Here is a 22,682-nt window from a genome sequence, read left to right as displayed (position 1 = left end):
ATATTTACCAGTTCTTAGGCACTTCTCGACGGGGTTTCGTCAGATTTGCTTGTTACACTGGCCCTCTGAAATCCTATCAATGGGGCAAAGCCAGTGCGTAAATATCTTTCCGTCATCCAAGCGATGATTATGGCTATAGCTGCACTCTTCGTGCTGTCGACCCCGGCGGCGGCGAGCACGAAGGCGTGGCAGATCTCGGAAAGCACCGGATCCGTTTCAGTTGAATCAAACGGTCAAGTGCGCACAGGCGCACGTGGAATGGCTTTGAAAGCAGGCGATGCCGTCTCTACAGGTTCAACCGGGCGGGCTGTTATCGTACGCGGCGGAGAATATGTCATCGTCAGCCCCAACAGCCGCGTCCGTATTACCAAACCGGAAGAATCCGGTGCTATCACGCAGATATTTCAGTCGATCGGAAGCGCGCTTTTCAAAATCGAGAAAAAGGAAACGCCGCATTTCGGTGTTAAAACCCCTTACCTGGCCGCTGTCGTGAAAGGCACGACCTTTAACGTAACGGTTGCTGAAAATGGTGCGACCGTTCAGGTTACAGAAGGCCGGGTCGAAGTGTCGACTCTGGACGGCGGCGCGTCGGATATAATTGTACCTGGACGTATCGGCAGGATCGACGCAAATGATCTGAAGCTCCTGAAAGTGATGGGCAACGATGCAACAGCCATTCGTTCAGATTCTCCAGCCATTATAGCACCCGCGAACGAAAATTCGGCAACCGAATCCAAAGCGGCCAGTACGAAGGCTGAGGAGAGCAAATCGGCATCCGAAGCCCTTTCAAAAGGCGATAACAACAATGGCCGGTCTGCAGCTGCGGATTCAAATTCAAAATCCGAATTCTCTGGTAAGATTGCTGCACCCATTGCGAGCGATCCTGTAAGTCTCGCTTTGGTTACAGGCGGTCTGATTTCGGGCTATCAGGGCATTATCCGCGACACAAATGTGACCGCAAGGATAAGCAGTGCGACCGCAGACGGCAAAAATAATGTGGGCGGAAATGCAGGAGATGCCGCTGTTGGGGCGGTATCCGGAAGCTGGGGCAACGGTAATGCGGGCGGAGACGCCGGTGGAAATTCCGATGCGGCTCCCGGCAACGGTAATGCGGGTGGAAACGCCGGTGGGAAAGCCGATGCGGCTCCCGGCAACGGCAATGCGGGTGGAAACGCCGGTGGAAATGCCGACGCGGCTCCCGGCAACGGCAATGCGGGTGGAAACGCCGGTGGAAATGCCGACGCGGCTCCCGGCAACGGCAATGCGGGCGGAAACGCCGGTTGGAAAGCTGATGCGGCTCCGGGCAACGGCAATGCGGGTGGAAACGCCGGTGGGAAAGCCGATGCGGCTCCCGGCAACGGTAATGCGGGCGGAAACGCTGGTGGAAAGCCGGATGCGGTAGGTGGCAAACCCGAAGGCGCACCCAAGGGCGGAAAAGATGGAGGTAAACCGCCCCGCGCATAACTTTTGGTCCGGTGTTAGCGAACCATCAACGCATTTAATTTAGATGTGGCGATATGCTGCCACATAATTGGCAGTCTTTAGAAAAGCACAGGATTTGCTGCCGCAATGTCATTCCGGTCAACATTGAAAAATGGTCTGGCAAGGACGGGCATTTCGACGCGCAAAGCTCGCCCAATAGCAATCGGCATTTCACTTATACTTGCCGTTCTGCTGGGACTTTACAGTCCGGAAGGGCCGGTCGAGCAGCTGTTCCATAACGGTCGTGACACGATTAATTCAAAACCCGCCAGTGGCCGCATACATATTGTCGAGATCGATGCAAAATCGCTTTCCGCGCTGGATAACTGGCCCTGGCCCCGGGGCTATCATGCACAGTTGGTCGACGAATTGGACAAGGCCGGTGTCGCTCAAATTGTTTTTGACGTGGACTTTTCCTCCTATTCGACCCGCGACGGCGACGAAGAATTCGCAGCAGCGATCAGGCGAACCGGTGGAAAAGTCGTGCTTCCCACTTTCCGTCAGCCGCAAAGCACCGGGAAGGTTCAGGCCGATCTGGAAAATCTTCCTATTCCGATGTTGCGTGAAAACGCGTTTCTCGGTTCTGTCAACGTCCGACCGGACGCCGATGGTCAGGTCAATAACTATCCATTTGGCACCGTCACCGATTCAACGCCGAGACCGTCAATCGGTGCGCTATTGGGCGATGTCAGTGGGCCTGTGACTAAGGAATTCAAGATCGACCAATCTATCGAGATTTCGTCGATCCCTCGTCACAGTTTCATCGACGTGCTGGATGGTCGGATTAATAGGCAAGACTTGAATGGTAAAAAAGTGATTGTCGGGGCAACGGCCATTGAGTTTGGTGACCGATATGCGACATCCCGTTTTGGTGTCATTCCGGGTGTTGTGGTCCAGGCAATGGCTGCTGAAACCTTGATTGCAGGGACGGACCTTCCCGAGCTTGGTCCATGGCCAATGCTTGTGATGACCTTGCTCGGCGTGTTGCTGGCGATCAAATGGACAGATAGGCGAAACACTACAGGAATTGTGCCGTCCTTCCTGATCGCACTCGCAATATTGGTTCTTCCACTATTTGCTGAGCGATACAAATTAGCGCATCTGGATGTGACCCCGTCTTTGGTATTGCTTGCGGGTTCTATGGCGGCCCAATATGTAATTGGTATTACCAAACAAATTTCGGTTGAGCGCCGTGTTGATAGGGCGACGGGGCTTCCCAATCTGACGGCGTGGCAAGAACAGGTCGGTTTAGGGGGCGGCCGCGTGGTAATTGTCGCAGAAATCGCAAACTTCGGCGAAATCGTGGCAACCCTTGATCGCGCCGAATCGACGAAATTGGTACGGGCCGTAGCCGATCGGCTTGAATTGTCGAGTGGTCCTGGTGAACTTTACCGCATAGGACGTGAACGCTTCTGCTGGCAGACCGAAATCCAAGATAGCGAGGCGGTAGAAGCAACAGTCGAAGCAAGTGCTTCGTTGTTCAACACAGCCATACCTGTAAGTGGTCGGTCGGTTCGTGCGACCTTATGCTACGGCATTGCAACCGGCGACATCGAAGATGCCGAAGGTTTGGCAAATCAGGCCACCTTGGCGGCCAAGCGTGCAGGCGAGCTTGGCAAAAGGCTTGTTTGGCATAGTGACCGGTTAGCACAGGTTACTGACCAATCACTGTTCATCTTGTCGGAATTCGAAGAAGCGCTGATGACCGGACAGATATCAGTCTGCTATCAACCCAAATACAGTTTAATTGATAATCGCGTGAATGGAGCGGAGGCGCTTGTTCGGTGGGAGCATCCCGAAAAGGGCACGGTAAATCCTTCTCTTTTCGTGCCTGTTCTGGAACATGAAAATCTGATGGAAACACTGACACTTTTCGTTTTGCGGCAAGTCGTCGAAGATGTCGAACGCTGGAATTCCGTCCGCAATCCAATGGGTTGCGCCGTCAATATCTCCGCGTCCCTTCTGTCCAATCCTGCATTTGCCAAACGGGCTGTATCCATCATCCGCGAGAGTGGCATCGATCCATCATTACTCACCATTGAACTGACCGAGACAGCAGCATTATCGTCGCAGGAAATGGCCGTATCCAGCTTGGACCAGTTCAAGCGTCTGGGAGCTCATCTGTCGATTGACGATTATGGCACCGGTCAATCCACGTTGACATATCTGAAAAGCTTCTCGGCAGACGAAATCAAGATCGATCAGAGTTTTGTCAAACTTATCGCCACAGACAACGCCAACAAAATCATGGTGCGGTCCTCTATAGAAATGGCGCATGCCTTGGGGATTAAAGTCGTCGCCGAGGGCGTCGAAGATATTGCCGCTCTGGATGTGCTACGGGAATTTGGCTGCGATACGGTACAAGGATGGTACATCGGTAAGCCGGTTACGCGTGAGATGTTCATGCAACGCTGGTGCATGCAGATCTTCCATCCAACCGACGGCATAACTGCAGAAATCCCATACCCTACGGGTCATATGCGCACTGGATAAATTTTCCATCCAAATGACCTCGGTTGCGACTACAGTGCCTGTAGCTGTAGCAAGTTCATCAAAATAGCATTAATGTGAGAAGAGACTTTTCTCCGGTTGTTTTCCATGGTGAACCATGCTCAACAAAATTCTCACGGCTACATTTAACAGCACGATGATGATTTGCGCATTTTCAATTGCCCAAATGTCACCGACATATGCGACGACACCCGATAACAACGTTAAGCTCGATAATCTGTCACAAACCGCATGTATCAAGTCGTCAGGCCTCATTAGTGCTACAGCTAGTTCTCCTATCCGTTTTTCAGATAAGCTGTTGGTGGAAGCCCGGGTGATCGAGGGCGTCTGGCCGCAAGCTCATATGAATGGTGCGCAAGCCCGCATGCTATGCCTCTACAACCGGAAGACCAAGCAGGTGGAAGTTCAAGAGTGGCCAACACAGCCAAAGCCGGCACCGACGCTAAAAGATGTTTGGTGGCAGGCTGAAGACATAGACGGCAAAGGGATCATTGATCGGAGCGAATTGACTTTCATGCTTGGCAGTGACGGTAAGATCGGCGGCAAATCTGGCTGCAATGGCTATTCCGCCAGTTATCAGATCACCGAAGGCAAGTTAAAAGTTACCTCTCCGCTAATCAGCACCCGAATGCTGTGTGCCCCGGCTATAATGACCCAGGAGCAAAACTTTCATAAAATGGTCGAAACTATAGTCTCGTTCACGATTTCGGCCGAAGGTGCATTAATACTCCAGTCTGCCGACGGGACAACGAGCCATTTCGTCCGTAAGTAGCACTTTAAATTAAAAATTGGAAACGGAGCTATGATTTAGCTGCCTTGGATTTGTTTCTGATCACCGCCGGTTCAGTCGCTATTTTCCCGCTTACTTTTCTCGGTTGATCCAACCGACGCAGCCAGTCTTTGATAGAAACTTCCAAAATGTCGATAACGTCATCGATGGTAATTTCTTGGTCTTTGCGAGCGAGTGCAAACGCCGTTTCATTGAGCAAGCCCAATACTAGTAGGGCCATTGGTCGCAACAAACGGGGTTCAACTTGGTCTCGTCCGGAAATTGCCACAAGTGCAGGTTCTATGACGGCCAACGAAGTAGCCGCGTCGATTTCCCGCCAATTCTCAGTATCCAAAATGGTAGGAGCCTCTATCAGCACCAACTTCAGATATTCAGGACTTTGGGATAACTCAATCGAAGCCCTCGCACCGATTAGAAACCGATCGAGGAAATTATCACCACCGCGGCCACGGATCACAACCGCATGCGCAAATTCAAGCTGGAGGTTTCTGACAACCTCGGCGAACAAAGCCTTCTTATCTTTGAAGTGATGAAAAAACGCACCTTCTGTCAATCCAGCAGATTTAGCTATGCGACTAGTCGTCGCTCCTGCAAACCCCAGTTCTGCAAATAAATCACGTGCCGTCGCAACAATTAGTTTGCGTGTTTTTTCGGCTTCAGCGGCGCTCTTTTTCCCCATAGCGGCCTATATTAGATAGTGTTGCATTGTGGTCAAGCGTAACTTGAACCGACAGACCACTAAGAATCGTGCTTGGTTAACCACATTCAATCTAAACGGACCGACTGGATAGTCCTAACTTTTGATAGTCGGCACCTACAAATCTAGACTTCGACTTAACTATTTAAAACTTTACTCCATTTTGGAAAAAACTCTTATTGACTACATAGTATTACTATGAATATTGTTCTTCTTTGGAGCAAGAGGAGATTGGCTATGAAGCGGAGCGCCGCTGATGCAGCCATTACTCGGGGGGACATAATCAGGACAGCTCGAAAGCTGTTTTCTGAAAAAGGCTTTGCGCAATCAACAACCAGTGAAATTGCGCGCGGTGCGGGTGTAACCGAGGGGGCATTTTTTCATCATTTTAAGGGGAAGCGGGATCTTTTTGCCGAAGTCGTTCGGCAGTTGCAAAGGGAATTCGACGGCGCTGTGTCGGAAGCAGCCAGCAAAGTACCGTCGGGGATATTCAGATTTCTTACAGGAGCGAGAGCTTCACTCCAGCTGTCGCAACGGCCCGAATATCTTCGAATTGTCTTGATCGATGCGCCCGGCATTTTGGGGCAAATGCAATGGAAAGAAATTGATACAGGCATTGCTTTGGAAGCTATTGAACCGGCCTTGCGCCTATTGGCGGGAAGCAAATCGGTGCAGAAGTCGCGTTTGCGGGTAACCGCGCTCGCGATTTTGGGCCTACTCAATGAGTCGTGCTTTGCTTTGGCGGGCAACGATTCAAATGTTGCCGAAGACGACGTAATCGAAACGATAGAGGCGATATTGAACCAATGGATCGCGACCAATCAGGGCGCAAAAGCCTGAAAAATAACACTCAGCACGAAAAACCCAACTAAGACGAATGTCTTTACAAACATAGTTGTACTATGTATAAGCGACTCCGATGGGTCGCAGACTATTTTCGTGAGAGAAATAGTCATTTTGTTGGAGTGGATTGTGATAAGCGATTATATCATTGTCGGTGCTGGAACGGCGGGTTCTGTGCTCGCCAATCGGCTATCTGCCAATGGCAGGAATCGTGTGCTACTGATTGAAGCCGGTGGCAAGCCGCGCAATCCGTTCGTTAAAGTGCCGGCTGGATTCACGAAGCTATTCAAAGGCCGCAACGATTGGAATTACCAAAGCGTCTCGCAGTGTGAATCCATGCGCTCCATCTATATTCCGCGCGGAAGAATGCTGGGCGGCAGCTCCAACATGAATGCACTAATCCATCAATGGGGTCACCCAGCTGACTTTGATGAATGGGGGCAGTTCGGAGCCACGGGCTGGGGATGGAGCGACGTCACTCCAGTTTTTCAGCAATTGGACAATGAAGTGGAGCATGGCGTTAATGAGAATGCCCATCCCGCGGCAACGGAATTTGTGGATTCCGCTCGCAGGATAATCGGAAACTCCGCAGATTCCTATAACGGCGGTGCTTTTGAAGGTGCTTGGATTGTAGAGTCCAACATCCGCAACGGAAAGCGCCATAGCATTTACCATAGCCATCTTGTGCCTGCCTTAAACAGGCCCAATCTGGTCACTTTGACCAATATGATGGTGGAAAGTTTGATTATTGAGCAAGGCAAAGCCGTTGGCGTAATGATGAATAGCGCGCAAGGCCGCGTTTCTGCGCTCGCCAAAGCTGGTGTGATAGTGACGGCCGGTGCCATTGAAACACCCGCATTGCTAATCCGGTCCGGTATCGGCGATGGCACAACACTTCAAAAATTGGGTATCGAAGTTGCAGTCAATTCCCCGCATGTCGGACAACATCTTCAGGATCACCCCATGGTGGTTCCAGTTTTCAAAACCAATCACAACGAAACTTACAAATCCGCAGAATCGCCAAAAAACCTGCTGAATTATCTGTTTCGCAAACGAGGACCGCTTGCATCGAACGTTGCCGAGGCGATTGCCTTTGCGCGATCAACCCCGAAGTTGTTAGCACCAGATATCGAGCTTATCTTCGCGCCACTCGAGTGGCGGGAAGAAGCGCTGAAGCCACCGCTCGTTGATGGTTTTGCGATCGGTGTAGCAGTTGTTGCTCCTCATTCCCGAGGCAGCGTGACGGTGTCGACTAGGCATGTCGAAATAGCGCCAAAAATCGACTTCGGTTTGTTTTCGGACAGAGAAGGACTAGATCGGAAAGCCATTTTGGCTGGAGTGGAACTCGCACGTAAGGTTGCGGCACAGCCGCCGTTCAGTACACAAATTTCTACCGAACATTTTCCGGGCGCACATATCAACGACTATGATACGCTTTTCGCGGAAATCTGTCACAATGTGCAGACCGTTTACCATCCAGCCGGGACCTGTCGTATGGGTGACAAAGAACAAGGCGTCGTATCTTCCAATTTGCGGGTTCACGGTTGCGACCAGCTGTGGGTTGCTGATGCCTCCGTTATGCCTTCGCTTGTCCGCGGACACCCTAATGCCGCTGTCGCGATGATCGCTACTCGTGCGGCTGAATTCATTGCAAGGGAGGCCCGCTAGCTGACCTTTTACCCTGAACTTTTGCCAGTTTTCGTTAAAGTTTCAGGACACCAGAGTTAAGAGATCGGTTTGGTAAAGTTTCATCTCGCTTGCGAGAGAGCTTTTGCCAACCGGACCCGCCCGTCACACAGCTCCCCAGTTGTTTTTTGGCGGGCGGGTCAATTGTTAATCTCCAGTCTTTGGTCAAATCATCATCTACGATTGGCGGGCTGTTCACTCCTGCAGCTTTTCTGACACCGCGAAGTTGATGGCACAGGCTTCTTTATTCGTGACCAGGCCTTATCATTCAACCAAAGTAATACGTTGACGCGCGAAATGCGGTAAGCGTCTTGCCGTCTTCTATTCTTCTGTTAGCGTACAGTAATCGGCAGCTTTCCATTCAGCGCGATTGTCGGTCAGGATGAGATGAAGCTTGCGTTGCTGATTGCCGCAGTTGATGCGCGTATTAGCGGAGTTATGATTTTCGGTGATCGCGGCACCGGAAAATCGACTGCAGCCCGCGCTCTCGCAGCTACACTACCTCGCATGTCGGTTGTAGAAGGTTGCCGATTTAACTGTGCCCCCGAAGCCCGTGAAGAGTGCCCTGATCTTTGCACGTCGCTCAAGGCCCACAAGATGCCAGTTCCATTTGTCGACTTGCCATTAGGTTCGACAGAAGATCGCGTGCTCGGCACGCTTGATCTAGAGCGCGCCCTCGCCCATGGGGAAAAGCGGTTCGAACCAGGTTTGCTCGCCAAGGCGCATCGTTGGGCACCGGTTCGCGCGAAGCAGGTAACGTCATATCCACGTTCCGCCAAAGCCCTTACGGTCGCGCGACCGATGGTTCCGGTCGCCCCAAAAACCAAAATTCGTTTCGGCGCTTCAGAGGTGTCGGGATAGATTTCTGACACTTACCGACCCCCGCTGCATTCCGTACGGTTCCGGATTTAAGACGCATCCTGTGGCTTGTCTATAAGCGCGGAAATTAGGCGCTGCGTTCAATTTTGCGCAAAGCGGGACCAATTCTACGGTTGGCGCGTTCAATCTGCCGTGAATGGATGGTCCCGCATTACCGGACCGTTCCCGCCCCCAATTTTTCGAAGGAGACGGCCCCTCTATGTTTACGCTCAAACCATTGCCCTACGCGCAAGATGCGCTGGAACCGCATATTTCTGCGGAAACAATGTCATATCATTATGGCAAGCATCATAAAGCCTATGTCGACAAATTGAACGACTTGCTGAAGGATGACCCGCTGAGAGATCTGCCGCTGGAGGAAGTCATACACCGGACCCATGATGTGGACGGCAAAGAGACGGTTTACAACAACGCTGCGCAGATCTGGAACCATGATTTCTTCTGGCGCTCAATGAGCCCCGACGGTGGGGGCGAGGCTTCGGGCGAAATCAAGAAGCTGATCGCAGATCATATTGGAAGCCCTGAGGACTTTCAGACTGCCTTTGCCGAAGCCGCGACAAAGCATTTCGGTTCGGGCTGGGCATGGCTTGTCTACGTCGACAATGCGGTGCGGATCGTCACGACCCATGATGCCGAAGTTCCCTTCGAAAAGGGTGAAACGCCTCTGCTCTGCTGCGATGTCTGGGAGCATGCCTATTATCTCGATTACCAGAATCGCCGACCCGATTTTGTGAAGGCCTTCCTCGAACATCTGGTGAATTGGGATTTCGCCAATGCAAATCTTGAAACGGTAAAAGAGGCCGTAAGCTAGGTCCTCCGAAATTTCGGCGGCTGGAACAAACATCGCCACCTTCGGTTTTGCTTACGACTTTCATCGAAGGAAACACGCGGGTGGCGACGGGTTCGCGGCAAGCTGTGGCGCCTTCATCCCTCCGGCTTTTGCAGCCGCCGGGTTGAATCACATATTTGTTTTGGAGATGCAGCAATGAGCTTTTTGGCCAATCCAACTACCGCCAATGCCAAACAACTTCCCAGCGGTTTAGCCCGGGGGTTCAAGCCTTCCTCCATTACCGATTTGCGGATTGAGCGTATCTTACGCCGTGGCTTCATGCTGGATGAAGACGCCTCTGCCAACGGAAATTCGGCGGCAAATCAGGCCGCTGCCATTGCACCTAGGATCGCCCTTGTCGGTGGTTACACACCGCGGCGCTGCGGGATTGCGACATTCACCGCGGATATTCACGATTCCATTCGGGCGGCGTTCCCGGATACCAAAATTGATGTATATGCGATGGCGCCTGTCACCAACGATATTGCATTTGCATCACCTGTGCGCGGTGTGATTGTCGAAAATGACAAAGACAGCTTCATTGCGGCGGCACGGCAGATCGAATCCAGCCATGCAGATCTTGTCTGGCTGCAGCATGAATTTGGCCTTTTTGGCGGCTATGCCGGAGACCAGATTCTCGAACTGCTCGACCGCGTTGCGGCACCGCTGATCGTCACTTTGCACACCGTGATGCCCGACCCCGATGCCGACCAGCGCCGGGTGATCGAACGGATAATCGCCCGCGCGTCCAAGCTGATTGTGATGTCGGACCGTGCCGCCATTTTGCTGCGGGACATATACGGCGCGGATCCCGACCAGATCGAAATCATTCCCCATGGTGTCCCCGACCGTCCTTTCGGGCGATCGGACCAGTTCAAGGCGGAGCATGATTTGAGCGGCCGGAAGGTGATAATGACCTTCGGTCTTTTGTCGCCCGGCAAGGGAATTGAGGCCATGATCGGCGCGCTTCCGGCCATAGCCTCCGCGCATCCCGAAACGCTTTACTGCATTGTCGGAGCCACCCACCCCAATCTGGTCGCGCGGGAGGGCGAAGCATATCGCGACAGCCTTCGCAAACTCGCCAGCGACCTTGGGGTTGAGGACAATATACGCTGGATCGACTCCTTCCTCGAAACCGAAGATTTGCTGGATCTCATCGAGGCCGCCGACATTTATGTGACCCCCTATCTTGGCGCCAACCAGGCGACATCGGGCACATTGTCCTATGCCGTGGCGCTCGGCAAAGCTGTGGTTTCCACCCCTTATGCCCATGCTGTCGAACTGCTGGCGGATGATCGTGGCGTGTTTGTTCCTTTTGGTGACAGCGCCGCGCTGGCCCGCGAAATCGGCGGGTTGCTGGACACTCCGGATCGCCTCCATGCCATGCAGAAGCGCGCTTATGATCATGGTCGCGACATGATCTGGCCCGCCTTTGCCGCGCGCTGTCACGATCTGGTATCGCAGGTGCTTCAGCCCCATTTTTCGCCCTTTGCCGACTTGGCCCAAAGCCCGGGGCTGGAAGGACTACTGCGCATTTGCGACAGCACCGGTATCATCCAGCATTCTATCTTTTCGGTTCCCGACCGCGCGCATGGCTATTGTGTTGACGACAATGCACGGGCGCTGATGCTGGTGAACCGTCTCGGCCCGGATGCGGAACCCCATCGCTCCCGGCTTGCGGCGGTCTTTGCAGGCTTTGTCCAGAGCGCGTGGAATGATGACATTGAGGAGTTCCGCAATTTCATGGGCTATGCCCGAAACTGGCTGGAAGCATCGGGTTCGCAGGACAGTTGCGGGCGTGCCCTTTGGGCGCTGGGTGCCACATCGCATCAGGGTATCACGCCATCGTTGCGCCGCTGGGCACAATGTCTTTTCGACCGGACCATCGGCAGCGCCGCCGATTTCGGATCGCCGCGCGCCACCGCCTTTGCAATGCTGGGCGCGGATTACCGGCTTGATGCCGACCGAATGAACGAGGCGGCACGGTCCGTTCTGGAAAAGGGCGGGGAACGTTTGATGACCCTGTTTGCATCGGCACGGCGGGACAACTGGATCTGGTTCGAAAGCGTCCTTGCCTATGATAATTGCCGGTTGCCGGAGGCCCTCATCCGCGCCGGACTGCGGCTCGACCGGCCCGATTTCACCCGTGCCGGACTTGAAACATTGCGCTGGGTTCTGGATATCCAGATCAGCCCGGCGGGCCTTTTCCGCCCCGTAGGCTCCGAAAGCTTCGGGCGTGCGCATGCCCTGCCCCGTCCGTTTGACCAGCAACCGGTGGAGGCATGGGCCGCCATTGACGCGGCTCATGCGGCATATGACGCCACCCGGGACCGCCAGTGGCTGAGCCATGCGAGCCGTGCCTATGCCTGGTTTTTCGGGTCCAACGACCGGGGCGTTGCGGTGGCTGATCCCGTTTCCGGATCGTGCCATGACGGCATTAATCCGCGGGGACTCAACATGAACGAGGGTGCTGAATCCGTGCTGGCTTACCAACTGGCGCATTGTTCCATCCGGGATTTGATGTCCAAAGCGGACGCCAACTGAACGGGATCGCGCGTGGTTGATTTGTTCCAGCATGAGTTGCGCCTGCACGCCGATCCCGGCCGTGTCGTCGTGCGCCCCTTCCACCTCGCCTGGCAGGCATCCGGTCCGGACATCGAACGGGTGCGCAAGCTTGTCGGCGACATCATTGCCCTCGACCCCCGTACGGTGCGGAGCGAGATGGGCATTGTCCTCAACGATTTTGCCGACCGCCACTGGCAGCTCGAACGCGTGTTTGACGACCGGTACAAGCAGATCGAATTTGCCCTCAAACTTGACGGCAGCACCATAAAGCGGAACACGAAACGGCTGATCGGTGCCTATTTCTGCCACGAATACAGCTTTGCCGCGGCGGCGCTGATGAACCCCAGCGTGGTCCGTCATCCCGACCAGAGCGGCCTGCAGCGCGGCAGCGTTCGGGTACTGATATCGCTGCGCGCCGTCGGCGAAGGGCATATTTCGACGATCGCCTTTCGCGAAGGCATCATCTCGGCAGGCCGCCATCTCACCCTGTCGCACCAGCCCGCCTTTGCCACCGCCGCCATGCTGGGCAAACCCAAGCGCGACGCGGCCGATGGCGAGGTTTCCGTGTACCGCCATCCGGAGGCCAGCATATCCGGCACCGTGATCTTCCCGATGACCGAAGCCCAGCGGAACGGTCTTGAAGATTTGCGACTGGTCGAATTCGAACATGACAATGGCGACAGCGAATGGGTCGGCACCTACACCGCCTATAGCGGCCGGGACATCCGGTCCGAATTGCTGTGCACCCGCGATTTTCACGATTTCACCCTGACACCCATCCGCGGTAGCGCAGGGCGCAACAAGGGCATGGCGCTTTTCCCCCGCAAGATTGACGGCCAATATCTTATGATCGGGCGACAGGATGGCAAAAATCTCTATCTGCTCCGGTCCGATAATGTCGAAGAATGGGACGATGGCGCGTTGCTGCTGGAGCCGAAATTCCCCTGGGAATTTGTCCAGATCGGCAATTGTGGCGCACCGATTGAACTGGACGAAGGCTGGCTCGTCCTGACACATGGCGTTGGTGCCATGCGCAAATATGCCATCGGCGCGGCGTTGCTGGACAAGAGCGACCCGTCCCGCGTTCTCGGACGAACAGCAAGCCCGATCCTGTCGGCGGCAGATGAAGACCGGGAAGGCTATGTCCCCAATGTTGTCTACACCTGCGGCGCGATCCGCGTCGGCGACGATCTGTTCCTGCCCTATGGCGTTGCCGACAGCTCCGTCTGCTTCGCCTTTGTCGCAATCCGGGATATTCTGGCGCAGATGCAATAGGTGCCTGAGCCGGGACCGGAATGACTTAAGGATACAAAAGACACGCAAAAAGGGTGCAAAACTGTATCCTTTGTAGCTTTTAGTTAAGAGATGAGCCCTCGTTCCTGACGTCCGAAAAAGCCGGACAGGGATGTACACAGTTCAAAGAGCGCAGGCGAACATCGCACAGATCGACATCGGTCGCAGAGTTGCGAATGATGTCCTACATTGCAAGCGCGTTCCCGGCGCGCCGGGCGGGCTACAGCAGGTCGAGGCTGCGCAGGGCGATGGCCTGCCGCGCCGGACGTTCGGCCATGACCGCGAACATCTCGTCACCCCGCTCGGTCCGCTCCACGCTCATGGAGGCAAAGACGGCCATGAAATAGCCCGACAAGGCACCCAGGCGGTAATCCTGCCACAGCGCATCGATATCCGTCGCCACGCCAAGGGCCGCAAGGCGGTTCGTCCAGCGGTCAAATGCCGGACGATCCAGCGCCGCCCGTTCTGCGGGATCGGAGATGCTCGTGCCGATCAGATAGGCCAGATCGCGCGCGCCTGCCCCGATCGATAATGTCTGCCAATCCACGACCCAACAGGCGCTCTGGTCGGGCGCGAAAAGGATATTGTCGACACGTAAATCCCCGTGCTGCAGCGTCGTTGCGGACGGTTCATACGCCAGATAGGCATCAAGTTTCCGGACCAGACCATCGCCAAGCGCAAGGCATTCAGGGTCCAGCCGCTGCGCATAGCGTTCGCGGAATTGCGCAAAATAGGAGGGGAAAAGCGCACGCACGATCGGGCGCGTATCGCGTTGCAGCCAGTCGATGCCAGCCAGACGCGGGCTGTTCCATAACGGCGCGTGCAGTTCTGCCGCTGCATCAATTGCAAGATTGATTTCCAGCGGTCCCGCCCCGCGCAACTGGTCCCCTTGTGCCGCAGGCGCAAGGTCGCCGAGCAGCAGCAAAAAGCTGACCCCGTCCTCTTCGATCCGGGCGAAATGGCAATGGGGGCGCGGCACCCCGACTTCATGGGCAAGCGTCTGGTACCATTTTACTTCGAGGATGTAGCCGCCAAGGGTTCGGGCGACCTCCCGGCTGGCCGCGTCGTGGCTGGGGCATTTGGCGATTATCGTCGCGGGCGCATCTACTACCCCTTGCGCCCAATCCAGCGCCAGACGGTAGCTGTCGCACATTTGCCCCGTGCCCACGGGCCGGACCGAAAAGCCGCGCAGCGAATCTGCCGGAAACCCAAGCGTTTCGGCCAGCCATCCGGCCTGCATCTGATCGGGATGGGTGGGATAATCCGCCATCGCGTTGGTCATGCCGGAACAGCCGGATCGAAAAGACCCGTAAGGCCACTGGGCCCATGCGGTCCGAGGAACAATTGTTCGACGACCCCGCGCCCGTGCAGCACGCGTCCTTCATGCGTCAGCACCGCTTCGGACAGGGCCTGGATATGCATATAGGACGGGTCATTGTCATTCACATTGGCAAGGTCGATGCGGTCATGCGCAACTTCCAATGGTCCATGGTCCATACCATGCCCCCATTGGGGATGGGTGTAGCCAAGGCCGTTCATGTAAAAATGCCCCGCGCTGCTGCCGCCGCCCGCACCGGGTTTGAGCAGCAGGCTGGTATCCGGGCCCAAATCGACCCTGACCTCGCGTGCACGGCGTGTTCCGGGATTCCAGTCTATGGCGATGGCGACCTTGTCGAAATGCCGTTCCCTGCCCCCGTCGGGGAACAGAACCCCGCGACGGTTCCAGGGTTCGCCTTCGCCATCGTCATTGGTGTGGAGAAACAGCGAGTGGCCGTCAAAATTGCATGGCGTCCAGAGCCAGAAAAACTGCGGCAAAGCACCGGACAGGGAAGCGGGCGGCGGTTGCGGGTCCGATGCGCCGACGGGGCGGACGCCCCAACTGCGGTCACGCGTTCCCCGATAGCTTTCGTCCAGATCGATACGCTGTCCGTCCACCAGTATATGTCCCGACCAGTGGCCGTTTTGCGTGAGGCGGGTATAGTCCATGAACAGCCGGGTGCCGTTCCGCCGCGTAAAGCGGGGCTCTTCAATCGGGAAATGGCGGCCCACAAAAGTCAGGTCGCAGGACAGGGGACCGTCATTGGCCCCGACCAACAGCCGCAGGATATGCAAGGGTTGCACAATCTCGACCGAGATCGGCCCCACCCGCATCGCCATCCGCTCCCCCTGCATCCGTGCCGACGCCCGCAGATTATGCTGCACCCCGTCGACCATGACGCAAAATGCGCCGTCAATGATATCGAGGGCGGGATAGATGCCTATGGCGGCGGCGAAGAAGATGCGGCCATCGGGCGAGCTGCCATTGAAGAAATAGCGGTCATAAAAATTGCGATCCGAAACGAGCGCGACAGGCTCCGGCGATTGGTGGATCGGGAAATCATCCCCAGCCGTCAGCATATCTGTTCCTCCCCTTTTGCCCGTCCCTATTTTCGTCGGGTCCGCAGGCGAGTAGCTAACATAAGTCGGATGCGAGGCAAGCGGCATTTGGGCTTCGGACGCCGGGAGCGCGCGGTACCATTCATGCTGCGCAGCATGAACGCAACATTGCACTTGCATAGACTTTCCGGCTGTGGCTCACTCCGATTCCGGGGGATGGGCGCATCTATACTTGCGCCTGCCAATGAGAAAGGGACCAATCCATGCGCCTCAAGCTGTTCGCTCTTCTGCTTTTCACCACTTCGTCACTCGCACATGCAGAGCCCACGCCCAAAGAACAGCTGTTGCAGCCGCCGGCCACAGCGCAGCATTATACGATCAGCTCGGCCGCCGGAAAGCATGGCGATGTCTGGTCGTGGAAGACCGAAGACGGCAAACTGGCCTATCGCATGTCCATGTCCCTGCGTGGCTGGATTACCGAGACGGACCAGACCACGGTTCTTGGTCCTGACGGACGCCCCACGACCATCAGCATTCGTGGCTATACCGACAGCGGCGATGCGACCGAAGATTTCAGCGTCGATGGAAATGGCATTGCACGCTGGAAGACAGCCGTGGACGAAGGCAGCGCACCCCTGGGGAACAAGCGCTACAGCAGCTATGGCGGCCCCTGGCTGTCCAGTGCCCTTGATGTGGATGCGCTCGTCGCGGCAGGCAGCAAGGGAATTGACCTGCTGCCGGGTGGCAAGGCAACCATTTCCATCGGCGCCGCGACCGAGATTGACGGACCGGCGGGCAAGGAGATGGTGAAGCTTGCTTATATAACGGGTGCAGGCTTTGCCCCGTCACCTGTATGGCTCGACAAGAATAACCGTTATTTCGGCAATGCCGGTGTCATTTCGCTGCTGCCTGCCGGCTATGAAAAGGCAGGTCCCCGGCTGAAGGAAGTGCAGGACGCGACCGAAGCCGTGATGGTGCGCGATGTGGCGCGCAAGTTTCTGAGCCCTGCAAACCGGACGGCTACATTGGTCGACAATGTGCTGATGTTTGACTCGGTTGCCGGACGCTATGTTGCCGGACGCGCCGTCCTGATCGAGGATGGCAAGATCAAGACGATTGGCGCCGCAGGTTCGATCAAGGCACTAAAGGGGACCACACGGATCGACGGACGCGGCAAGACCCTGCTTCCCGGATTGTGGGATTCCCATCTGCATGTCGGCGGCAGCGACTGGAACCTGCTGCAAAATGTCGCGACCGGCATCACCAACTTCCGCAGCCCGGGTTCGATGATCGATGAATCGCTCAGCATCTTCAAACGGCGGGCGGCGGGCGATCTTCTTGCGCCCGACGGCAAGGTCGCGGTTATCATTGACCGCAAGGACCCCCTTGCCGCGCAAGGTTCCCTGACCGTCAGTTCGGCCGAAGAGGCCATTGCGGCAGTGCGCAAGATCAAGGATGCCGGACTGTCCGGCGCAAAATTCTATACGTCGATGACGCCGGCATGGATCGCCCCGGCCGCGGCGGAGGCCCATCGTCTGGGGCTGCATGTCAGCGGACATATCCCTGCCGGGATGCGGCCGATCGAGGCGGTACGTGCAGGCTATGATGAAATCACGCATATCAATTTTATCATGATGCAGGCGATGCCGCAGGATGTCGTCGACAAGGCCAACACCGCCGCACGATTGGAAGGTCCGGCCAAATATGGCAAGGATGTCGATCTGGACTCCCCCGAAATGCGGGCATTTTATGCCGAACTTGCCGAACGCAAGACGATCATCGATCCGACAATTTCGGTCTGGGAAGGCAGCCTGACCTCTGACGGAAGCACGACCTCGCCGGCTTATGTCCCCTTTGCCGATATATCCCCGCCTGCCGTGTCGCGCAGTTGGAAGATTGGCGGCTACCCCTTGTTTGACGGCCTGACCCGCGCGGATTTCAAGGCGAGCTTTAATAAAATGGTCGGCGTTGTCGGCCGCCTGCACAAGGCGGGGGTCCGTATTGTTGCCGGAACAGACGGCTATGGCCTCGAACTGGTGCGCGAGCTTGAACTCTATCAGCAGGCAGGGCTTAGCAATGAAGAGGCGTTGCAGACGGCAACGATCATTCCGGCGCGGATGACCGGAATGGATGACCGTTTCGGATCGATCGAACCCGGCAAAAGCGCAAGCCTGATCCTTGTGGAAGGCGACGCCTCCAAGGATATGGCCGCGCTCCGCCGGATCACGACCGTGTTTCTGGACGGCTACCGCCTCAACGCCGATGAACTGCGCGCGGCAAGCGGCTTTAGCGGAAAGCCGAAATAGGCAGAACACTGCTAGGGGGGAGCTGAATATGTCCATGCAAAAGGCCTGCACCTGATGTCCGGCGGATGCTTGCGCGCCGGGGTGGGTTTTGCAGGCGGCGCGGTCGCCACCTATGCCGTGGTTCTGTTCGGCACGGTCTTCGCGTGGGACCTGCTCGATGTGGTCGACCGCGACGGGGGCGGCATCATGGGCGTTGCCTTTGTCATCGCCCCGGCGCTCGCCCTTCTTGGCGGCATCGCAGGGGCATGGTATTTTGGATCAACCGGCAAAAAACCGAAAGAGTGAAAGCATGCGACCTTTTCTCCTTCTTGCGTTAGCGGCACCAGCCTTTGCAGCACCGGCAGAACCGGCACGGGTACCCGTGTTCGAACGGATGCTCGCCTTCAATCTGCCTGCGGATATGGTCCGGGCAAATGACCGCAATAATGGCACCAACATCCTTATCGAATATGTCCCTAAGGGGCAGACGCTCGCCAATTGGACCAGACTGGTGACGATACAGGCCTATCGCGGGCTTGGGCGATCCCCGATGAAGAGCGGCGACATCGCCCGTCAGGCCTTTTACCCGGCATCCTGCACATCGGGACCTATTTACCGGGATGGCGGCGAACGGATATTGGCGAGCGGGCTGAAACGGTCCATCATCGCCAATGGCTGCGCATCGCTGCCGGCGGGGGCCTATCCCAAGGCCCTGAAGGGTGCGGGGGAACAGAATTATATCATGATGTTCCGCGACGCCGACTCGATCTACACCCTCAACTACGCCGTGCGCGGCCCCGCCTTTGTCGGCAAGGCCCCGCCCCTGTCGGTCGAGGGCGGCGAGGCCATTTTGCGGGACATTTTCGGTGAAGTTACCCTGAACCCCATCGCCCCCGCCGCGCGCTAGGACAGCTTTTGGCTCCATTTTGCAGAAAGGACGTGCCGACATGAAACCCTCCACCCGCCTTCTTATCGTCCTCCTTGTCAGCGAAGCATTGCTCGCCGGGATATGGATGTGGCTGCTGTCCGGAATCAAATCGGGCAGCCTGAAGCCTTCGGGTACCCCGGCCGAGGCAATCGCCACCATGTCCTCGACCATGGGCACGGTAATGGGTGTGGTTGCAGGGATCGGTCTGGTTTCGGTATTCCTGATGCGCCGCAATGGAAAGTAGCGCCGGTTGAACAGGAGGCGCTGAATGGGCGGCGACGGCATGGGCGGTCTGGCGGTGGCGATCATCCTTGCGATGGTGCTGATGATCGTCGGCGCTTGGGCAATCGCCCTGCTGCTGGGCAGATGGGTGGCACGGCAGAGGGGCGCGTCCCCTGCGGCGGTCAAAAAAGCCGGTCTGTTCGCATCCCTGATCGGCGTGGCGCTGGGCCTAAGCGCGGTTGCCGCCACCTTTTTTGAATCGAGCTGGTCCCCGCCCTCGAAGCTGGAGATCAGCGTCCCGCCGGGCTATGCGCAGTCTTGGACCATATTGCTGGAAGATCCGCGCGCGCCTGCGGAAATTGTCTGGCGCGGGGCGGATTTTCCCTTCGCCCAGCGCCGCGGCCGCATCGCCGTGCCACCGGCCGGTGTGCTGAGGGTGAAGGCATTGGGCGATGCCGCAGGCCGGGGCGATCTTGAAATAATGTGGAGCGATGGCGCGCCGCATAACGGCACCGGCGGCGGCCCTGCACCTGCGGGTTCGGGCGCACGCAGTTACATCCTGCTTGGTCGACCCTTGCCCGACGGCAGCCTGCCCGAGGCACCCAGCGGCGACAGTCTGGCTGCCGAAATCAGGTTGCGCGAGACGCCGGACCACCGCTGAACAGGGCGACCGGCACGCCTATTCGAGCGCCAGCAGCGCGAAGGTAGCAAGCCAGTGTTCGCCCATATAGTCGCCGGTGACATGCGGAAGGCTGGCCTCCAGATGCTGCCGGGCGGTCTGTTCGGCTGGCTGCGCAACCGGATGTTCAGGACCAAGCGCCGCCGCAATGGCCCGCCAGCACCAGGCGCGGCTGAGGTTGAGGCCGTCGAGATGCGCGATCTTGCCGTCGCTGCGGTCGGAGACGATGGCGGGGGTGAACAGGCTCGCCGGACGGCCTTGGGCGGCGGCGGGCAGAAAGCCGTCAAACCAATCGGCAAATTCGTGTCCGGGCAGGACCCTGCTCATCAGCAACGCTTCGGTGAGCGCGGAGGAGAGGAATTCATCGCCCCCCGGTTCCCATGCCTGGCAATCGCGATCCTGCGCGAACCATCCCCGGGCTTTTTGCGCGATCAGCGCGGTGAGTGCGGGATCCCGCTTTTCGGCCCATTCACCCGCCAGCACGAGCGCAAAGGAAATGTTGAAATGCGTGCCGACGCGCAAGGGATAGGTCAGCTTGGGCAGGAAATCGTGGAAGCGCGCGGCGAAGGCAAGCGCCAGTGGCTCAAGCGCCGCCGCCCACGGCCCGTCATGCCGCTCCAGCTCTGCATGCAGCGCCAGCAGCCATGCCCATCCATAAGGCCGCTCAAAACCCGCCGATAGCGGCCGGTCGAGAAAGGCGCGTTCGACGGCGACCTTCTCCGGGACCAGCATGGTATCGGCGCGCGCGAAGATGTCCGCCGCCTCCGCCATGTCCGGAAAAAGCCGCGCCAGCCGCATGATCTGCCACCAGCCATGGACACAGCTATGCCAGTCGAAACTGCCGTAAAAAATCGGGTGGAACGCGGACGGAAGGCGCGCATCCTCAGGCCCGTTCAGCACCAGATCCATTTTATACGGAAAGGGCTTGCCGATATGGCCGAGCGTGCTGCGGGCAAATTGCGAGGCAATGGCGGCGGTCAGTTCGGTCATCGGAACGCCAGAAAATAGATCAGCGCGATGTTGACGGCCAGCAAGGGAATCGCCGTTGCAACCTGCGCTTTGACGACCGCATTTTCATCGTTCAGCTCCAGCAGCGCCGCCGGGACCAGATTGAAATTGGCGGCCATCGGCGTCATCAGCGTCCCGCAAAAACCCGCGAGCATGCCGATGGCGCAAATGATGGCCGGGTCGCCGTCATATTGCTTGATCAGCAAGGGCATGCCGATCGCCGCGATCATGACCGGAAATGCCGCAAAGGCATTGCCCATGACCATCGTGAACAGCGCCATTCCAAGGCCAAAGGCAATGACCGCGCCCGCAAGGCTCCCTGCCGGAATAGCCTGCTGGATGACGCCGCCCACAACATCCCCCACGCCCGCCAGCGCGAAAACCGCGCCCAGGCTCGCCAGCATTTGGGGAAGGATCGCCGCCCAGCCGACCGAATCCATCAGCCGCCGCCCCTGCGACAGCGGCAGCGAAGGCGCCGCCCGCAACCAGATATAACCGACCGCCAGCGCGAGCAGGACACCCATGGCGAGCGAAATGAGGGTCACTTGCTTCACATCGAACAGGGCGGGAAATTCCTTGAAAAGCAAGGTCCCGGCCAAGGCCGTGGCGGGGATGATGAGGGCGATGCCGAACAGGCCATTGCCGTAACGCGCGGCCCGTTCCTGCTTGGTTGCGTCAGGGATGGCGTCGTCCTTCGCTTTGCCAAGCCCGCCGAAGCCCGCAATAGCGACAAGGGCAAGGACGAGCAGGCCATTGCCAAAATCGCCGAGCCAGTCCCCGGCCCACATGCTGACGGCCATCAGCCCCCAAAATGCGGCATTCCCATAGCGGCGGCTGTTGCTTGTGTCGGCAAGGTTGAACAGCGCGAAGGCGGCAAAGGCGGCGCCCGCCAGCACATAGACCCAGGTCAGCGTGATCATGCGCCCTCTCCGCTTTGGGCCGCAGCGGCGGTCTTTCGTGCCAGACGGCGGTCAAGCCGCCAGAGCCGGAATCCGTGGATGATGAAGGCCGCAATCGCGGTCGGAATGGCCCAGATGGAAAGCTCGAACGGTTCCAATATGATGCCATATTGTTCGAGCAATCCTTTCATCAGCAGGATCGAGCCGATGGCCAGAAATATATCCTCGCCAAAGAAAAGGCCGACATTGTCGGTCGCGGCGGAATAGGCTTTAACCTCCTCCCTTTCCTTGTCGGTCAGGGTGTCGGCCTGTTTTTCGGCTGCGGCCTCTGCCATGGGCGCAACAAGGGGACGGACGGTTTGCGGATGACCGGCAATGGAGGTCAGACCCAGGGCCGCGGTCGCCTGCCGCAAAAGAAGATAGCCGGCCAGCAGGCGTCCAATGGTTGCGCCCTTGAGGCTTGAGATCAGACCGCGGGCCCGTTCCTGCAGGCCAAAGGCTTCGAGCATCCCGATCACCGGCAGAACGATCCACACGATGGACACATAGCGTGCGTCGTTAAAGGCTTTACCAAAGGCCGAGATGATGGCGTGCAGGTCGAACCCTGCGGCAATGCCGGTCACCGCAGCCGATGCCATGATCACCAGCAACGGGTTGAACCGCAGCATGAAGCCGGCGACGATCACGACGATCCCGAGCAATACCCACAT

Annotated in this window: 19 protein-coding genes and 2 pseudogenes; 14 read left to right on the top strand and 7 right to left on the bottom strand. The window is 57.2% G+C overall.

What is annotated here, in order from left to right; all coding sequences use genetic code 11:
• The first annotated feature begins 129 nt into the window (after positions 1-129).
• The 3 genes from FOM92_RS16045 (at position 130) to FOM92_RS15095 (ending at position 4,765) form a co-directional block, all read left to right on the top strand.
• A complete protein-coding gene (locus tag FOM92_RS16045) occupies positions 130-1,464 on the top strand; it encodes a FecR domain-containing protein (protein WP_211347421.1) in 1,335 nt (444 codons plus the stop codon).
• 105 nt (positions 1,465-1,569) lie between these two features.
• Complete coding sequence (locus FOM92_RS15100) at positions 1,570-3,975, top strand: EAL domain-containing protein (protein ID WP_143777633.1); 2,406 nt, start codon at positions 1,570-1,572, stop codon at positions 3,973-3,975.
• Between the two features lie 115 nt (positions 3,976-4,090).
• The gene (locus FOM92_RS15095; protein ID WP_143777632.1) at positions 4,091-4,765 is read left to right on the top strand and encodes an META domain-containing protein; all 675 of its coding nucleotides are present in this window, start codon (positions 4,091-4,093) and stop codon (positions 4,763-4,765) included.
• Between the two features lie 28 nt (positions 4,766-4,793).
• Here the strand turns inward: FOM92_RS15095 and FOM92_RS15090 are convergent, their stop codons facing one another.
• On the bottom strand, positions 4,794-5,462 hold the full coding sequence (locus FOM92_RS15090) for a TetR/AcrR family transcriptional regulator (RefSeq protein ID WP_143777631.1): 669 nt from the start codon (positions 5,460-5,462) through the stop codon (positions 4,794-4,796).
• A 255-nt stretch (positions 5,463-5,717) separates the two neighbouring features.
• On the opposite strand from FOM92_RS15090, the gene FOM92_RS15085 reads away from it, so the two are divergent.
• The 3 genes and pseudogenes from FOM92_RS15085 to FOM92_RS15075 all read left to right on the top strand — a co-directional run.
• Positions 5,718-6,320: a TetR/AcrR family transcriptional regulator gene (locus FOM92_RS15085; protein WP_170226920.1), complete on the top strand. Its 603-nt coding sequence runs from the start codon at positions 5,718-5,720 to the stop codon at positions 6,318-6,320.
• A 132-nt stretch (positions 6,321-6,452) separates the two neighbouring features.
• Positions 6,453-7,991, top strand: coding sequence for a GMC family oxidoreductase (locus FOM92_RS15080; protein ID WP_143777629.1), 1,539 nt, complete (start codon positions 6,453-6,455; stop codon positions 7,989-7,991).
• A gap of 405 nt (positions 7,992-8,396) precedes the next feature.
• Positions 8,397-8,738: pseudogene (locus FOM92_RS15075) on the top strand (magnesium chelatase ATPase subunit I); the annotation flags it as partial.
• Between the two features lie 44 nt (positions 8,739-8,782).
• Here the strand turns inward: FOM92_RS15075 and FOM92_RS16265 are convergent.
• Positions 8,783-8,881, bottom strand: a pseudogene (locus FOM92_RS16265) (hypothetical protein); the annotation flags it as partial.
• 206 nt (positions 8,882-9,087) lie between these two features.
• Here FOM92_RS16265 and FOM92_RS15070 point away from each other — a divergent pair.
• From FOM92_RS15070 to FOM92_RS15060, 3 genes are all read left to right on the top strand, one after another.
• Positions 9,088-9,699: a superoxide dismutase gene (locus tag FOM92_RS15070; RefSeq protein WP_143777627.1), complete on the top strand. Its 612-nt coding sequence runs from the start codon at positions 9,088-9,090 to the stop codon at positions 9,697-9,699.
• A 174-nt stretch (positions 9,700-9,873) separates the two neighbouring features.
• Complete coding sequence (locus FOM92_RS15065) at positions 9,874-12,261, top strand: glycosyltransferase family 4 protein (protein WP_246087325.1); 2,388 nt, start codon at positions 9,874-9,876, stop codon at positions 12,259-12,261.
• Positions 12,262-12,273: 12 nt separating this feature from the next.
• Entirely contained in the window at positions 12,274-13,557 is a 1,284-nt protein-coding gene (locus FOM92_RS15060; protein ID WP_170226919.1) for a glycoside hydrolase family 130 protein, read from the top strand.
• A 238-nt stretch (positions 13,558-13,795) separates the two neighbouring features.
• Here FOM92_RS15060 and FOM92_RS15055 read toward each other — a convergent pair whose 3' ends face one another.
• Both FOM92_RS15055 and FOM92_RS15050 read right to left on the bottom strand, forming a co-directional pair.
• Positions 13,796-14,857 carry a phosphotransferase family protein gene (locus FOM92_RS15055; RefSeq protein ID WP_246087324.1) on the bottom strand — a complete coding sequence of 354 codons (1,062 nt, stop codon included), beginning with the start codon at positions 14,855-14,857 and terminating at the stop codon, positions 13,796-13,798.
• On the bottom strand, positions 14,854-15,972 hold the full coding sequence (locus FOM92_RS15050) for an Rv3169 family protein (protein WP_143777626.1): 1,119 nt from the start codon (positions 15,970-15,972) through the stop codon (positions 14,854-14,856). Before FOM92_RS15050 ends, FOM92_RS15055 begins: the two co-directional genes overlap by 4 nt.
• A 242-nt stretch (positions 15,973-16,214) precedes the next feature.
• Here FOM92_RS15050 and FOM92_RS15045 point away from each other — a divergent pair, with 242 nt between their 5' ends.
• Genes FOM92_RS15045 through FOM92_RS15025 form a run of 5 tightly spaced genes read left to right on the top strand, consistent with a single transcriptional unit; the run spans position 16,215 to position 20,047 of the window.
• Positions 16,215-18,257 (top strand): amidohydrolase family protein, encoded by a 2,043-nt coding sequence (locus tag FOM92_RS15045; RefSeq protein ID WP_143777625.1) that lies wholly within the window; start codon positions 16,215-16,217, stop codon positions 18,255-18,257.
• Positions 18,258-18,311: 54 nt separating this feature from the next.
• On the top strand, positions 18,312-18,542 hold the full coding sequence (locus FOM92_RS15040) for a hypothetical protein (protein WP_143777624.1): 231 nt from the start codon (positions 18,312-18,314) through the stop codon (positions 18,540-18,542).
• Between the two features lie 4 nt (positions 18,543-18,546).
• The gene (locus FOM92_RS15035) at positions 18,547-19,143 is read left to right on the top strand and encodes a hypothetical protein (protein WP_143777623.1); all 597 of its coding nucleotides are present in this window, start codon (positions 18,547-18,549) and stop codon (positions 19,141-19,143) included.
• A gap of 40 nt (positions 19,144-19,183) precedes the next feature.
• Positions 19,184-19,408, top strand: coding sequence for a hypothetical protein (locus tag FOM92_RS15030; protein WP_143777622.1), 225 nt, complete (start codon positions 19,184-19,186; stop codon positions 19,406-19,408).
• A 24-nt stretch (positions 19,409-19,432) separates the two neighbouring features.
• Complete coding sequence (locus tag FOM92_RS15025) at positions 19,433-20,047, top strand: hypothetical protein (RefSeq protein WP_143777621.1); 615 nt, start codon at positions 19,433-19,435, stop codon at positions 20,045-20,047.
• An 18-nt stretch (positions 20,048-20,065) separates the two neighbouring features.
• Here the strand turns inward: FOM92_RS15025 and FOM92_RS15020 are convergent, their stop codons facing one another.
• The 3 genes from FOM92_RS15020 to FOM92_RS15010 are packed head-to-tail and all read right to left on the bottom strand — an operon-like array spanning position 20,066 to position 22,682.
• Positions 20,066-21,055: a DUF2891 domain-containing protein gene (locus FOM92_RS15020; protein WP_143777620.1), complete on the bottom strand. Its 990-nt coding sequence runs from the start codon at positions 21,053-21,055 to the stop codon at positions 20,066-20,068.
• Positions 21,052-21,993 (bottom strand): DUF979 domain-containing protein, encoded by a 942-nt coding sequence (locus FOM92_RS15015; protein ID WP_143777619.1) that lies wholly within the window; start codon positions 21,991-21,993, stop codon positions 21,052-21,054. Before FOM92_RS15015 ends, FOM92_RS15020 begins: the two co-directional genes overlap by 4 nt.
• On the bottom strand, positions 21,990-22,682 hold the full coding sequence (locus FOM92_RS15010; protein ID WP_143777618.1) for a DUF969 domain-containing protein: 693 nt from the start codon (positions 22,680-22,682) through the stop codon (positions 21,990-21,992). Before FOM92_RS15010 ends, FOM92_RS15015 begins: the two co-directional genes overlap by 4 nt.

This window comes from Sphingorhabdus contaminans, assembly GCF_007280415.1.
Classification (GTDB): Bacteria; Pseudomonadota; Alphaproteobacteria; order Sphingomonadales; family Sphingomonadaceae; genus Sphingorhabdus_B; species Sphingorhabdus_B contaminans.
Note: the sequence above shows the minus strand (reverse complement) of the source record. Positions and strands in the feature narration are given on the sequence as shown.